The 15,239-nt window shown below is 67.5% G+C and carries 8 protein-coding genes; all 8 read left to right on the top strand.

The window, feature by feature from the left end; translation table 11 throughout:
* Positions 1–4: 4 nt before the first annotated feature.
* The 8 genes from A5724_RS09765 (at position 5) to A5724_RS09730 (ending at position 15,235) form a co-directional block, all read left to right on the top strand.
* The gene (locus tag A5724_RS09765; RefSeq protein ID WP_067800012.1) at positions 5–403 is read left to right on the top strand and encodes a GtrA family protein; all 399 of its coding nucleotides are present in this window, start codon (positions 5–7) and stop codon (positions 401–403) included.
* A gap of 31 nt (positions 404–434) precedes the next feature.
* Positions 435–1,796 (top strand): FAD-binding oxidoreductase, encoded by a 1,362-nt coding sequence (locus tag A5724_RS09760; protein ID WP_067800010.1) that lies wholly within the window; start codon positions 435–437, stop codon positions 1,794–1,796.
* Positions 1,797–2,579 (top strand): decaprenylphospho-beta-D-erythro-pentofuranosid-2-ulose 2-reductase, encoded by a 783-nt coding sequence (locus A5724_RS09755; RefSeq protein WP_067800007.1) that lies wholly within the window; start codon positions 1,797–1,799, stop codon positions 2,577–2,579.
* Positions 2,579–4,471, top strand: a complete 1,893-nt coding sequence (locus A5724_RS09750) for a galactan 5-O-arabinofuranosyltransferase (protein WP_067800005.1) — start codon at positions 2,579–2,581, stop codon at positions 4,469–4,471. The genes A5724_RS09755 and A5724_RS09750 overlap by 1 nt, the downstream gene beginning before the upstream one ends.
* 79 nt (positions 4,472–4,550) lie before the next feature.
* Positions 4,551–7,820: an arabinosyltransferase domain-containing protein gene (locus tag A5724_RS09745; protein ID WP_197518603.1), complete on the top strand. Its 3,270-nt coding sequence runs from the start codon at positions 4,551–4,553 to the stop codon at positions 7,818–7,820.
* Positions 7,821–7,844: 24 nt separating this feature from the next.
* A complete protein-coding gene (locus A5724_RS09740; protein WP_067799999.1) occupies positions 7,845–11,129 on the top strand; it encodes an arabinosyltransferase domain-containing protein in 3,285 nt (1,094 codons plus the stop codon).
* Entirely contained in the window at positions 11,126–14,332 is a 3,207-nt protein-coding gene (locus A5724_RS09735) for an arabinosyltransferase domain-containing protein (protein ID WP_067799994.1), read from the top strand. Before A5724_RS09740 ends, A5724_RS09735 begins: the two co-directional genes overlap by 4 nt.
* A complete protein-coding gene (locus tag A5724_RS09730; protein ID WP_067799991.1) occupies positions 14,333–15,235 on the top strand; it encodes an MBL fold metallo-hydrolase in 903 nt (300 codons plus the stop codon).
* Positions 15,236–15,239 lie beyond the last annotated feature (4 nt).

Here is a 15,239-nt window from a genome sequence, read left to right as displayed (position 1 = left end):
CCCCATGTCGCCGAACCTGACCCTGAAGACGCAGGTATGGCGGTTCATCGTCACCGGCGGCCTCTCGGCGATCGTCGACTTCGGGCTCTACGTACTGCTCTACAAGGCAGTGGGCCTTCAGGTCGACCTGGCCAAGGCCATCAGCTTCGTCTTCGGCACCATCACCGCGTACCTGATCAACCGGCGCTGGACGTTCCAGGCCGAGCCGAGCACCGCCCGGTTCATCGCAGTCATGGTGCTCTACGGCGTGACCTTCGCGGTACAGGTCGGACTGAACCATTTCTGCCTGCATCTGTTGAACTACACGGCATGGGCGGTGCCGGTGGCGTTCGTCATCGCCCAGGGCACGGCGACCGTGATCAACTTCATCGTCCAACGGGCGGTCATTTTTCGGCTGCGCTGAGCCCCCGCCGCCAGGCGGTACCCTCGTCACGATGTTTGAGACCACTACCCGGCGGCTCACCGGCTGGGCTCGCACCGCGCCGAGCGTCGCGCAGGTGCTGTCGACGCCGGACCCCGAGGTGATCGCCAAGGCCGTGTCGCACGCCGACAACCGCGGCGTGATCGCGCGTGGGCTGGGGCGCTCCTACGGGGACAACGCGCAGAACGGCGGCGGCCTCGTCGTCGACATGACCGCGCTGAACCGCATCCACACCATGGACAGTGACACCCATCTGGTTGATGTCGACGCGGGCGTCAATCTCGACCAACTGATGCGGGCCGCCCTGCCGCTCGGGCTGTGGGTCCCGGTGCTGCCCGGCACCCGGCAGGTCACCGTCGGCGGCGCGATCGCCTGCGACATCCACGGCAAGAACCACCACAGCGCGGGCAGCTTCGGCAACCACGTCCGCTCGATGGATCTGCTCACCGCCGACGGTGAGATCCGGAAACTCACCCCCGACGGCCCGGAGTCTGAACTGTTCTGGGCGACCGTGGGCGGCAACGGCCTGACGGGCATCATCCTGCGGGCGACCATCGCGATGACGCCGACCGAGACGGCATACTTCATCGCCGACGGCGACGTGACGTCCGGCCTCGACGAGACCATCGCGTTCCACAGCGACGGCACCGAGGACAACTACACCTATTCGTCGGGTTGGTTCGACGCGATCAGCCCGCCGCCGAAGCTCGGCCGCGCGGTGATCTCCCGCGGGTCGCTGGCGACGGTAGACCAATTGCCGAAGAAGCTGCAGAAGGACCCGCTGAAATTCGATGCGCCGCAGTACTTCACGACACCTGACGTGTTTCCCAGCGGACTGGGCAACAAGGTGATCTTCGGCGCCATGACCGAGGTCTGGTACCGGATGGGCAAGACCTATCGCGGCAAGGCCCAGAACTTGACGCAGTTCTATCATCCGCTGGACATGGTCGGCGAGTGGAATCGTGCTTACGGCTCAGCGGGTTTCGGCCAGTACCAGTTTGTGGTGCCGACCGAAGCCGTCGACGCGTTCAAGGGCATCATGTACGACATCCAGAAGTCCGGCCACTACTCGTTCCTCAACGTGTTCAAGCTGTTCGGACCCGGCAATCAGGCGCCGCTGAGCTTCCCGATTCCGGGCTGGAACGTCTGCGTCGACTTCCAGATCAAGCCCGGCCTGAACGAGTTCCTCAACGAACTCGACCGTCGCGTGCTGGAGTTCGGCGGCAAGCTGTACACCGCCAAGGACAACCGGACCACGGCCGAGACCTTCCACGCCATGTATCCGCGAATCGACGAGTGGATCGCCGTGCGCCGCAAGGTGGATCCCAACGGCGTGTTCGCCTCCGACATGGCCCGACGCTTGGAGTTGCTCTAGATGGTTCTCGACGCCGTGGGTAACCCCCAGACCATTCTGCTGCTCGGCGGCACGTCCGAGATCGGACTGGCCATCTGCGAGCGCTATCTGCGCAACGCGCGCGCCCGCATCGTGCTGGCAGATCTGCCGGATCACCCCGGCAAGGACAAGGCGATCGCGGCGATGCAACAGGCAGGCGCCAAGTCGGTCGAGTGGCTCGACTTCGACGGCATCGACACCGAAAGCCATCCCAAGGTCGTCGACGCCGCGTTCGCACGGGGCGACGTCGACGTGGCGATCGTGGCGTTCGGCCTGCTCGGCAACGCCGAGGAGCTGTGGCAGGACCAGCGCAAGGCCGTGCAGATCGCCGAGATCAACTACACCGCAGCGGTTTCCGTCGGCGTGTTGCTCGGCGAGAAGATGAAGGCGCAGGGCTTCGGCCAGATCATCGCGATGAGTTCCGCCGCCGGTGAGCGAGTGCGGCGATCCAACTTCGTCTACGGGTCCACCAAGGCCGGCCTCGACGGCTTCTATCTGGGCCTCGGGGAAGCGCTGCGGGAGTTCGGGGTTCGGGTGCTGGTGATCAGGCCCGGACAGGTGCGCACCAGCACAACCATCGCGCATTGGAAGGCGACGGGCACTAAGGAAGCGCCGTTCACCGTCGACAAGGAGTACGTCGCCGAGTTGGCGGTCACGGCATCGGCCAAGGGCAAGGAACTGGTATGGGCGCCGGGGGCGTTCAGGTACGTGATGATGGTGTTGCGACACATTCCGCGGCCCATCTTCCGCAAGCTCCCCATCTGATGCGCGACGCGCTGGCCGGAGAGCCGCGCCGGCGGCGACATTGGGCAGTAGCCGGCCAGATGGCGGTGGCGGTCGTCGTGGCGGTGGTGGTTGCGGTGGTCTCGCTTGCGGCGATATCGCGGGTGGAGTGGCCCGCGTACAACTCGTCGAACCAACTGCACGCGCTGACAACGGTGGGCCAGTTCGGTTGCCTGGCAGGTATATTCGCCAGCGGCTGGCTTTGGCGTCGAGGGCGCCAACTGGTGGCGAAGGTCGCGGCGCTGGTGTTCACTGCCGCGTTCGCAGTGGTCACGCTGGCGATGCCGCTTGGCGCCACCAAGCTCTACCTGTTCGGCATCTCGGTCGACCAGCAGTTCCGCACGGAGTATCTGACCAGGCTCACCGACACAGCCGGTCCGCACGACATGACCTATTACGGTCTGCCGCCGTTCTATCCACCGGGCTGGTTCTGGGTCGGCGGCAGGCTGGCGGCGCTGACCGGTACGCCCGCGTGGGAGATGTTCAAGCCGTGGGCGATCATCTCGATCACGATCGCCGTGGTGCTGGCTCTTGTGTTGTGGGCCAGCATGGTTCGCTTCGAGTACGCGTTGATCGTTTCGACGGCGACGGCTGCGGCGGCGCTGGCCTACTCGCCGACCGAACCGTACGCCGCCATCATCGCGGTGCTGCTGCCGCCGGTGTTCGTGCTCGCGTGGTCGGGCCTGCGCGGCGCGACACGCAACGGCGGATGGGCGGCCGTCATCGGCACGGGGGTCTTCCTCGGTGTCGCCGCACTGCTCTACACGCTGCTGTTCGTCTACGCCGCGTTCACGCTGGCGATCATGGGAGTGCTGTTGGCGGCTGCCCGTAAACGGCTGGACCCCTTGATCAGGGGTGCGGTGATCGCCGTGATCGCCGGAGCCATCTCGCTTCTCGGGTGGGGGCCGTATCTGATCGCCGCGATCAACGGCCACCCCGCGGATTCGGGCACCGCGCAGCACTATCTGCCGTCGGCCGGTGCGCAGCTGGAATTCCCGATGCTGCACTTCACCTTGCTCGGCGCGCTGTGCATGGTGGGCACGCTGTGGCTGGTGGTCTACGCCCGCACGTCGACGCGCGCCGGTGCGCTGGCCATCGCGGTGCTAGCGGTCTACGCCTGGTCGCTATTGTCGATGCTGACCACCTTGCTGGGCACCACGTTGTTGTCGTTCCGGCTGCAGCCCACACTGACGATCCTGCTGACCGCGGCGGGCGCATTCGGGTTCATCGACATCACGCGCGCGCTGGCCGCCAGGGTCAGGCCGGAGAACTCGCGCCGAGTCCTCGCGGCCGCGGCCACCCTCGGCGCCATCGGCGCGCTGACATTCAGCCAGGACATTCCCGACGTGCTGCGCTCCGACATCGTCGTCGCCTACACCGACACCGACGGCTACGGCCAACGCGCCGACCGTCGGCCGCCAGGCGCCGAACAGTACTACCGCGAGATCGACGACAAGATCCTGCGGACCACCGGGCTGCCACGCGACGAGATCGTGGTGCTGACAGCCGATTACAGCTTCCTGTCGTACTACCCGTATTACGGCTTCCAGGGGCTGACGTCGCACTACGCCAACCCGCTTGCGCAGTTCGACCAGCGCGCGGCGGCGATCGAGAGCTGGGCCACGCTGAGCACCGCCGACCAGTTCATCGCCGCGCTGGACAAGCTGCCGTGGAAGCCGCCCACTGTGTTCCTGATGCGTCGCGGCGCAAACGACACCTACACCCTGCGGCTGGCGTCGGACGTCTACCCGAATCAACCGAACGTCCGCCGCTACCACGTCACGCTCGACAAGAAGCTGTTCGACGACCCGCGCTTCGACGTCTCCACCGTCGGGCCCTTCGTGTTGGCGATCAGAACGGAACCGGGCAAATGAGCGTCGAACCTACGGTTGTTGAGCCGCCCACTCGCACTTTCCGTCAGAAAGCGCAGTCTCGCGGAAGCGTAGGGCGCTGATGGCCCAAACGAAACCCGGGTCGCTGCGCTCCTGCCCACCGGAAGAAGCGCCCCCACATGCAGGCCAATTACCATCAAGCCCCGTGACCGTCGCGGGCAATCATCGCACCGCGCGGCTGCTCGCCATCGTGGCCGGGCTGCTCGGTGCCGCGCTGGCAATCGCGACGCCCTTGCTGCCGGTCACCCAGACCACCGCGCAGCTGAACTGGCCGCAGAACGGTGTGCTGCAAAGCGTCAACGCGCCGCTGATCGGATACGTCGCCACCGACCTGACCATCTCCGTGCCGTGCAGCACCGCGGCGGGGCTGACCGGTCCCGGCAAAACCGTGCTGCTGTCGACGGTGCCGAAGCAGGCACCGAAAGCCGTCGACCGCGGGCTGCTGATCGAGCGCGTCAACAACGACCTGCTCGTCATCGTCCGCAACACCCCGGTCGTCAGCGCGCCGCTGAGCCAGGTGCTCAGCCCCGAATGTCAACGCCTCACCTTCACCGCCCACGCCGACAAGGTCGCCGGCGAGTTCGTCGGCCTGGTGAAGGGCCCCGACGCCGACGAGGACGCAGGCAAGCCGTTGCGCGGCGAGCGCGGCGGGTACGACTTCCGGCCGCAGATCGTCGGGGTGTTCACCGACCTGGCCGGTCCGGCGCCGCCCGGCCTGAGTTTCTCGGCGACGATCGATTCGCGGTACAGCAGTTCCCCGACGCTGCTGAAGATGCTGGCGATGATCATCGGCGTCGCTATGACGGTCGTCGCCCTCGGCGCGCTGCACGTCCTCGACATCGCCGACGGCAGACGGATCAAGCATTTCCTGCCGCCGCGCTGGTGGTCCATCTCCGTGTTGGACGGGTTGGTGGCAGCCGTCCTGGTGTGGTGGCACTTCGTCGGCGCCAACACATCTGACGACGGCTACATCCTGACCATGGCCAGGGTGTCCGAGCACGCCGGCTACATGGCCAACTACTACCGATGGTTCGGCACGCCGGAAGCGCCGTTCGGCTGGTACTACGATCTGCTCGCGCTGTGGGCACACGTCAGCACCAACAGCGCGTGGGTGCGACTGCCCACACTGGTGATGGCGCTGGCGTGCTGGTGGCTGATCAGCAGGGAAGTCATCCCCAGGCTGGGCGCCGCGGTCAAGTCCAGCCGTGCCGCGGCATGGACCGCGGCAGGCATGTTCCTGGCATTCTGGCTGCCGCTGAACAATGGGCTGCGGCCGGAACCCATTATCGCCCTTGGCATCCTGCTCACCTGGTGCTCCGTCGAGCGCGGGGTGGCCACCAACCGGATGCTGCCGGTGGCGATCGCGATCATCATCGGTGCGCTGACCCTGTTCTCAGGGCCGACGGGCATCGCCGCCGTCGGCGCCCTGCTGGTGGCGGTCGGCCCGCTGAAAACGATTGTGGCGCGGCATACCTCGCGCTTCGGCTACCTGGCGCTGCTCGCGCCGATCCTGGCTGCCTGCACCGTGACGATCATCCTGATCTTCCGCGACCAGACCCTGATCGGCGAGATCCAGGCCAGCACGTTCAAATCCGCCGTCGGGCCCAGCCTGAGTTGGTTCGACGAACACATCCGCTACGAGCGCTTGTTCACCACCAGTCCCGACGGGTCGGTCGCGCGCCGGTTCGCGGTGCTGACGCTGCTGCTGGCGCTGGCTGTCGCGGTGGCAATGTCGTTGCGCAAGGGCAGGATTCCCGGCACTGCGCTGGGGCCGAGTCGGCGCATCGTCGGCATCACGATCATCTCGTTCCTTGCGATGATGTTCACCCCCACCAAGTGGACACATCACTTCGGTGTGTTCGCAGGCTTGGCCGGATCGGTCGGTGCGCTGGCAGCGGTGGCGGTCACCGCGGCGGCGATGAAGTCGCGGCGCAACCGGGCGATGTTCGCCGCGGCGGTGCTGTTCGTGATGGCTTTGTCGTTCGCGACGGTCAACGGGTGGTGGTACGTCTCCAACTTCGGTGTGCCGTGGTCGAATCAGTTCCCCGAGTGGCACTTCGGCTTCACTACCTTCCTGCTCGGCCTTTCGGTGCTCGCGCTTCTGGTGGCCGCGTGGTTCCACTTCTCGGGCCGCGACAACTCGCCGCCCACCACCCACCGCTGGCAGCGAATAGTGCAGTCGCCGTTGGCGATCGCCACCTGGGTGCTGGTGATTTTCGAGGTGCTGACCCTGACATTGGGGGTGACGGAGCAGTACCCGGCGTGGAGCGTCGGCCGGTCCAACCTCGAGGCGCTCACCGGCAAGACCTGCGGGCTGGCCAACGACGTGCTGGTCGAACAGGACCCCAACGCCGGAAGGCTGACGCCGATCGGCACGCCGGTGGGTGAGGCGCTCGGCGCGGTCACCGCACAGGGCTTCGGCCCCAACGGAATTCCTGCCGACGTGTCCGCCGACCCGGTGATGGAGTCGCCGGGCACGTCGAACTTCGCGGACACCGAGACCGGAGCCACGACCGCCAACGAGGCAGGCACCGAGGGCGGCACCACCGCCGCGGCCGGGGTGAACGGCTCGAAGGCCCGGCTGCCGTACAACCTCGATCCGGCGCGCACGCCGGTGATGGGCAGTTGGCGCGCGGGCACCCAGCAGCCCGCCGCGCTGCGTTCGGCGTGGTACCGGCTGCCGCCCCGCGACGAGGCGGGCCCGCTGCTGGTCGTATCGGCCGCTGGTCGATTCGATCCCGGTGAGATCGTGGTGCAGTGGGCCGACAGCAAGGGTCAGCCCGCGGGATCCGTCGGCTTCGCCGACGTCGGCTCCGCGCCTGCGTGGCGCAACCTGCGGGCACCGCTGGCCGCCATCCCGCGCGACGCCACCCAGATTCGGTTGGTGGCCACCGACGACGACCTCAACCCGCTGCACTGGATCGCCGTCACGCCGCCGCGCATCCCGCACCTGCGCACCCTGCAGGACGTGGTCGGCTCGCAGGATCCGGTACTGCTCGACTGGCTCGTCGGCATGGCGTTTCCCTGCCAGCGGCCGTTCGATCACCAATACGGCGTCATCGAGGTGCCCAAGTGGCGCATCCTGCCGGATCGGTTCGGCGCGGAGGCCAACTCGCCGGTGATGGACAACCTCGGCGGCGGACCGCTCGGCATCACCGAACTGCTGCTGCGGCCCACCACCGTCCCGACCTATTTAAAGGACGACTGGTTCCGCGACTGGGGCGCGCTGCAGCAGCTCACGCCGTACTACCCGAACGCGCAACCGGCCCGGCTGGATCTCGGTTCGGCAACTCGTAGCGGACTCTGGAGCCCGGCGCCGCTGCGTCATTAAGTCCGTCGCCTACCATCGAGCCTCGTGCCTGCCCACCGCCTCGCCCGGCTGATCGCCGTCATCGCGGGCATCGCGGGCGTCGTACTGTGCGGGCTCACGCCGCTGCTGCCGGTGAACCAGACCACTGCGACGATCGCGTGGCCGCAGGTTCCCGGAGCCGCTCAGGCGGCGACATCAGGAACCGGCCCGGACGGGCTGGTCAGCGACATCACCGCGCCGCTGGTGTCCGGCGCGCCCCAGGCTCTCGACATCTCGATTCCCTGCCGGATGATCGCGACCCTGCCCGCCGGCGGCGGTGTGGTCCTGTCCACCAACCCGGCGGCAGGCATCGAGGCGCGCCGCAACGGCCTGTTCATCACCGCCAACGCCAACTCCGTCGTCGTCGCGTTCCGTGACTCGGTCGCGGCGGTGGCACCGAGGGCCGCGGTCGCCTCCGGCGCGTGCAGCAAGGTGCACGCCTGGGCCAACCCGGCCAGCGTCGGCGCGGAGTTCGTCGGCATTCCCGGCGCCGCAGGCACGCTTGCCCCAGAGAAGAAGCCACAGGTGACCGGCGTCTTCACCGACCTCAAGGTCGCCGCTGAGCCCGGGTTGTCGGCCCGCATCGACATCGACACCCGGTTCATCACGTCGCCGTCGGCGCTGAAGCTCGGTGTGATGGTGTTCGGCGTGCTCTGCGTGGTGGCGTCGATCGTGGCGCTGGCGCTGCTCGACCGGCGAGCGGGGCGCCGCGTGCGGGGGGCCTGGCGACGGTTCTGGCGGGTGGGCCTTTCGACGTGGCTGCTCGACATCGGCGTGGTCGGCACATTGGTGCTCTGGCATCTGATCGGCGCCATTTCGTCCGACGACGGCTACAACCTGACCATCGCGCGGGTCTCCGACGACGCCGGATACGCCGCGAACTACTACCGCTTCTTCGGCACGACCGAGGCGCCGTTCGACTGGTACCAGTCGGTGCTCGCGCAGATGGCTGCGGTCAGCACGGCGGGCGTGTGGATGCGGGTACCCGCGACGCTGGCCGCCATCGGCACCTGGCTGATCATCAGCCGCTGTGTGCTGCCGAGGCTCGGCGGCCGCCTGGCACGTAACCGTGTCGCGGTGTGGACGGCTGGCGCGACGTTCCTGGCGGCTTGGCTGCCGTTCAACAACGGCCTTCGGCCCGAACCGCTGATCGCGTTCGGCGCGATCGCGGCGTGGGCGCTGATCGAGAACGCGATCGCCACCCGACGGTTGTGGCCCGCCGCCGTCGCGATCGTCGTCGCGGTCTTCAGCGTGACGCTGGCACCCCAGGGTCTGATCGCGGTGGCGCCGCTGTTGGTCGGTGCGCGTGCCGTCGCGAGGGTGGTGCGCAGCAGGCGCGTGGTGGACGGGTTGGTGGCCCAGTTGGCGCCACTGGCGGCGGCGCTGTCGCTGATCTTCGTGGTGGTGTTCCGCGACCAGACGCTGGCCACCGTCGCCGAATCCGCCCGCATCAAATACAAGGTCGGGCCGACCATCCCCTGGTACCAGGAATTCCTGCGCTACTACTTCCTGACCGTCGAGGACAGCGCCGACTCGTCGCTGACCCGTCGCTTCGCCGTGCTGGTGATGCTGGTGTGCCTGTTCGGCATGCTCGCGGTGCTGCTGCGCCGCCGCGGCGTTCCCGGCATGGCCACCGGACCGGTGTGGCGGCTGGTGGGTGCGACGGCCGTCGGGCTGCTGCTGCTGACGTTCACGCCGACGAAGTGGGCGGTGCAGTTCGGCGCGTTCGCGGGTCTGGCAGGCGCGCTTGGCGGGGTGGCGGCGTTCGCGTTCGCGCGGGTCGGCTTGCACAGCCGACGCAACCTGGCGCTGTACGTCACTGCGCTGCTGTTCGTATTGGCTTGGGCCACATCGGGTATCAACGGCTGGTTCTACGTCGGCAACTACGGAGTGCCGTGGTTCGACAAACAACCGGTGATCGTCGGGATCCCGGTGACGGGCATCTTCCTGGGTCTGGCGATCGTCACCGGCCTGCTGGCGGGCTGGCTGCACTTCCGGATGGACTACACCGGGCACACCCAGGTCGCCGACACCCGCCGCAACCGCGTGTTGGCGTCCACCCCGCTGCTCGTCGTGGCGATCATCATGGTGGTGCTCGAAGTCGGCTCGATGGCCAAGGGCGCCGCGCAGCGCTACCCGACCTACACCACCGCCAAGGCCAACATCGGCGCGCTGCTGTCGGGGCTGTCCAACACCAGTTGCGCGATGGCCGACGACGTGCTCGTCGAACCGGATACGAACGCCGGTCTGCTGCAACCTGTTCCGGGGCAGAAGTTTGGTCGGTACGGCCCGCTCGGGGGTGAGAACCCGGTGGGCTTCACACCCGACGGCGTCAGCGACACGCTGGAACCCGCCGAACCGGTCACCGCGAATCCCGGCACCGTGAACTCCCCCGGTTCGCCGAACGAGCCCAATGTCGGCATCGGGTACGCGGCGGGCACCGGCGGCGGCTACGGGCCTGTCGGCATCAACGGCTCGAACGTCTTCCTGCCGTTCGGGCTGGACCCCAAGCGCACGCCGGTGATGGGCAGCTACAACGAGAACTCCGTTGCGGCGAAGGTGACTTCGGCGTGGTACCAGTTGCCGCCACGCACCTCAGACCGGCCGTTGGTGACGGTCGCCGCCGCGGGCGCGATCTGGTACTACGAGGAGGACGGCTCCTTCAACTACGGCCAGTCGCTCAAGCTCGAGTGGGGAGTGCACCGGCCTGACGGCAGCTATCAGGCGCTCGGCCAGGTCCAGCCGATCGACATCTTCCCCCAAAACGCTTGGCGCAACCTGCGTTTCCCGCTCGCCTTTGCACCGCCGGAGGCCAACGTCGCGCGCATCGTCGCCGACGATCCGAACCTGTCCACCGATCAGTGGTTCGCGTTCACGCCGCCGCGGGTGCCGGTGCTCGAGACCGCGCAACAACTGCTCGGTTCGGATACCCCCGTGTTGATGGACATCGCCACAGCGGCGAACTTCCCATGCCAGCGCCCGTTCTCCGAACACCTTGGCGTTGCCGAACTTCCGGAGTACCGCATCCTGCCGAACTTCAAGCAAGTGGTGGTGTCGTCGAAGCAGTGGCAGTCCGCTGAAGGCGGCGGCCCGTTCCTGTTCATTCAGTCGCTGCTCGGCACCACGACCGTGCCGACGTATCTGCGCAACGACTGGTACCGCGACTGGGGCTGGATCGAGCGCTACAACCGCGTCGTACCGGAGTCGCAGGCCCCCAACGCGGCGATCGACCAGGGGACGAAGCGGGTCTACGGCTGGAGCCGAGGCGGACCGATCAGGGCCTTGCCATGAGCGGGGCCACGACTAGGGCCATGACGAGCGACGTGAAGATCGCCCGCTGGACGGCGACGATCGCGGGCCTGATCGGCTTCATCCTCTCGGTCGCGACGCCGCTGCTGCCGGTCGTGCAGACCACCGCGACGCTGAACTGGCCGCAAGACGGTCAGCTCAACAACGTGACCGCGCCGCTGATTTCGCAGGTGCCGGTGACCATGACCGTCACGGTGCCGTGTGAGGTGATCCGCACGATGCCGCCCGCGGGCGGGACGGTGCTGAGCACCGCGCCGAAGGACGGTAAACAGGCCGCGTTGCAGTCGCTGTTCGTCAACGTCAACCGGCAGCGAGTCGACATCACCGACCGCAACGTGGTGATCGCCAGCGTGCCGCGGGATAGGGCAGCAGGCTGTCAGCGCATCGAGATCACCTCGTCGGAGGCGGGCACGTTCGCCACGTTTGTCGGGCTCACCGATCCGAAGACAGGCTCCGATCAGCGGTCCGGTTTCCCCGATCCGAATCTGCGCCCGTCTATCGTCGGCATCTTCAGCGACCTGACCGGACCGGCACCGCCCGGATTGACCGCGTCGGCCGCGATCGACACCCGATTCTCCACCAAGCCAACGGCTTTGAAGCTGACCGCGATGCTGCTGGCGATCGTGTCGACGGTGATCGCGCTGGTCGCGTTGTGGCGGCTGGACCGACTCGACGGCCGCCGGATGCAGCGCTGGATCCCGCAGCGCTGGCGCACCTTCTCCGCCACCGACGTCGTGGTGATCGGCGGCTTCGTGGTCTGGCACGTGATCGGCGCCAACTCGTCGGACGACGGCTACATCCTGCAGATGGCCCGCGTCGCAGGGCATGCCGGCTACATGTCGAACTACTTCCGCTGGTTCGGCAGTCCCGAGGACCCGTTCGGCTGGTACTACAACCTGCTGGCGGTGATGACCGGTGTCAGCGATGCCAGCATCTGGATCCGGCTGCCCGACCTGGTCTGCGGAATCGTGTGCTGGCTGTTGCTGTCGCGCGAGGTGCTGCCCCGACTCGGGCCCGCGGTGGCGGCCAGCAAGCCCGCGGTGTGGGCCGCCGGTCTGGTGCTGCTCGGCGCCTGGATGCCGTTCAACAACGGCCTGCGCCCCGAGGGGCAGATCGCGACCGGCGCACTGATCACCTACGTGCTGATCGAACGCGCGATCATCTCCAGCCGGATGACGCCTGCGGCACTGGCGATCCTGACGGCTGCGTTCACGTTGGGCATCCAGCCGACCGGGCTGATCGCGGTTGCTGCGCTGCTGGCGGGCGGCAGGCCGATCCTGCGGATCCTGGTGAAGAGGCATCGGACCGTCGGCACCTGGCCACTCGTCGCACCCCTGCTGGCCGCAGGCACCGTAATCCTCACCGTGGTGTTCGCCGACCAAACGCTGGCGACGGTGTTGGAGGCCACCAGGATTCGCACCGCGATCGGCCCGAGCCAGGCGTGGTACACGGAGAACCTGCGCTACTACTACCTGTTCCTGCCGACGGTGGACGGTTCGCTGTCGCGGCGATTCGGCTTCTTCTTCACCGCGCTGTCGCTGTTCGCCGCGATGTTCATCCTGTTGCGACGCAAGCGCGTTCCCGGGGTGGCGCGCGGTCCGGTGTGGCGGTTGATCGGCATCATCTTCGGCACGATGTTCTTCCTGATGTTCACCCCGACCAAGTGGGTGCACCACTTCGGTCTGTTCGCCGCGGTGGGTGCCGCGATGGCCGCAGTGGCCACCGTGCTGGTCTCGCCCGCCGTGATGCGGTGGTCACGTAACCGGATGGCGTTCCTTGCCGCGGTGTTCTTCACCCTCGCGCTGTGTTTCGCCACCACCAACGGCTGGTGGTACGTGTCCAGCTACGGCGTGCCGTTCAACAACGCGACTCCCAAGATCGCAGGCCTGACAGCCAGTTTCATCTTCTTCCTGCTGTTCGCCGCCACCGCGATCTACGCCGCGTGGCTGCACTTCGTGGCCCGCGACCACGGCGAGGGCCGCATCGCGCGCACACTGACCGCCGCACCCATCCCGGTCGCGGCCGGCTTCATGGTGCTGGTGTTCGTCGGTTCGATGACCGCGGGGATCGTGCGCCAGTACCCGACCTACTCGAACGCGTGGGCCAATCTGCGCGCCTTCACCGGCGGCTGCGGTTTGGCCGACGACGTGCTCGTCGAGCCCGATCCCAACGACGGGTTCTTGAAACCGCTAGCCGGCAACTACGGCCCGCTTGGCCCGCTCGGCGGCGACAAGCCGGTGGGCTTCACACCTGACGGAGTGCCGGAAAAGATTGTCGCCGAGACCATTCGGATGAACCTGCCGATGCCGGGCACCGACTACGACTGGGATCAGCCCACCGCTCTGAAGACGCCGGGAGTCAACGGGTCGACGGTGCCACTGCCGTACGGCCTCGACCCGGCGCGGGTTCCGGTGGCGGGCACCTACGTCGAGGGGCCGCAGCAGCAGAGCCGGTTGACCTCGGCCTGGTATCAGCTGCCGCCACGCGACGCCGCGCATCCGCTCGTGGTGATCACCGCGGCGGGCACCATCACCGGCGACAGCGTGTTCAACGGTCGAACCGAGGGCCAGAAGGTCGAATTGGAGTACGCCCGGCCGGGACCCGACGGTGCTCCTGTGCCCGCGGGCAGGTTGGTGCCGTACGACCTCGGGCCGATTCCGTCATGGCGCAATCTGCGATTCCCGCGTGCCCAGATTCCGGCGGACGCCGTCGCGGTGCGGGTGGTTGCCGAGGACTTGTCGCTGACGCAGGGCGACTGGGTGGCGATCACGCCGCCGCGGGCGCCGGAGTTGCGGTCGGTGCAGGAGTACGTCGGCTCGACACAACCGGTGTTGATGGACTGGGCGGTCGGCCTTGCCTTCCCGTGCCAACAGCCGATGCTGCACGCCAACGGGGTCACCGAGATTCCGAAGTTCCGCATCACACCGGACTACAACGCCAAGCGCAAGGACACCGACACCTGGGAGGACGGTCTCAATGGCGGCCTGCTCGGTATCACCGACCTGCTGTTGCGGGCACGCGTGATGGCGACGTACCTGTCCAATGACTGGGGCCGCGACTGGGGTTCACTGCGCAGGTTCGAGATGACGCCCGATGCCCGCGACGCCCAGCCCGCGCAGATCGACTTCGGCACCGAGACCCGCAGTGGGCTGTGGTCGCCGGGCAAGATCCGCATCGGACCGTAAGTGGCCGACCGGATCCGGCTCGGCAACGCGGCGCTGACCCGCGTGGTCGAGTGGCAGGTCGACGGATTGCCGTTGGAACTGTTCCCGGCCACGCCACGCGACGGGTGGGCACAGGAGTTCACGCCGACGTTCTGGACCGACGCCGGGTGGCGTATCGCACTGCAGACCTGGGTGGTGCAGGTGGACGGGCTGATCGTGCTGGTGGACACCGGCGCAGGCAACGGAAAGGCAAGGCCCGCGATGCCGCCGCTGGACCACCTCGACACGAATTTTCTTGCCGCGCTGGGCGTTGCGGGTGTCGAACCCGACGCCGTGGACGTCGTGGTGAACACGCACATCCACTCCGATCACGTCGGCTGGAACACGACCAGACGCGGCGATGCGTGGGTGCCGACGTTCCCGAATGCGCGGTACTTGATGCCCGAGGCCGACTATCGCTTCTTTCACCCTGACAACGCCGGCAACTGGCTTGCGCCGCGTACCGAAGCGGACGCGGCCCGGCAGGCAGGTTGGCGAATTGCGTTCGAGGACAGCGTCTCACCGGTGCAGGAGCAGATCGAGTTGTGGGCCGATGATCTAGAGGTGTCGTCGTCGCTGCGGTTGCGGCCCGCACCGGGACACACGCCGGGTTCGTCGGTGCTCTGGCTGGACGCCGGTAAGCCCGCGGTGTTCGTCGGCGACCTGACGCACTGCCCGATCCAATTGCACCGGCCCACGGATCCGTGCGCGTTCGACGAGAATTTCGCGGAGGCGGCGGTGACGCGGAAGCGGGTGCTGACCGAGGCGTCCCGACGGCGGGCTTCGGTGATTCCCGCGCACTATCCGGGCCACGGCGGTGCCACGGTGGTGGCTCGCGGGGATGCGTTCATGATCGACGACTGGCTGGAGTTACCGGAGATCTAGGGCC

Origin of the sequence: Mycobacterium sp. ACS1612 (assembly GCF_001667505.1) — a bacterium.
Taxonomy (GTDB): domain Bacteria; phylum Actinomycetota; class Actinomycetes; order Mycobacteriales; family Mycobacteriaceae; genus Mycobacterium.
This window is presented reverse-complemented; position numbering and strand designations above follow the sequence as displayed.

Coding starts and splice junctions, on each gene's coding strand:
- A5724_RS09765 (WP_067800012.1), top strand. CDS start 5: ATGTCGCCGAACCTGACCCTGAAGACGCAGGTATGGCGGTTCATCGTC.
- A5724_RS09760 (WP_067800010.1), top strand. CDS start 435: ATGTTTGAGACCACTACCCGGCGGCTCACCGGCTGGGCTCGCACCGCG.
- A5724_RS09755 (WP_067800007.1), top strand. CDS start 1,797: ATGGTTCTCGACGCCGTGGGTAACCCCCAGACCATTCTGCTGCTCGGC.
- A5724_RS09750 (WP_067800005.1), top strand. CDS start 2,579: ATGCGCGACGCGCTGGCCGGAGAGCCGCGCCGGCGGCGACATTGGGCA.
- A5724_RS09745 (WP_197518603.1), top strand. CDS start 4,551: ATGGCCCAAACGAAACCCGGGTCGCTGCGCTCCTGCCCACCGGAAGAA.
- A5724_RS09735 (WP_067799994.1), top strand. CDS start 11,126: ATGAGCGGGGCCACGACTAGGGCCATGACGAGCGACGTGAAGATCGCC.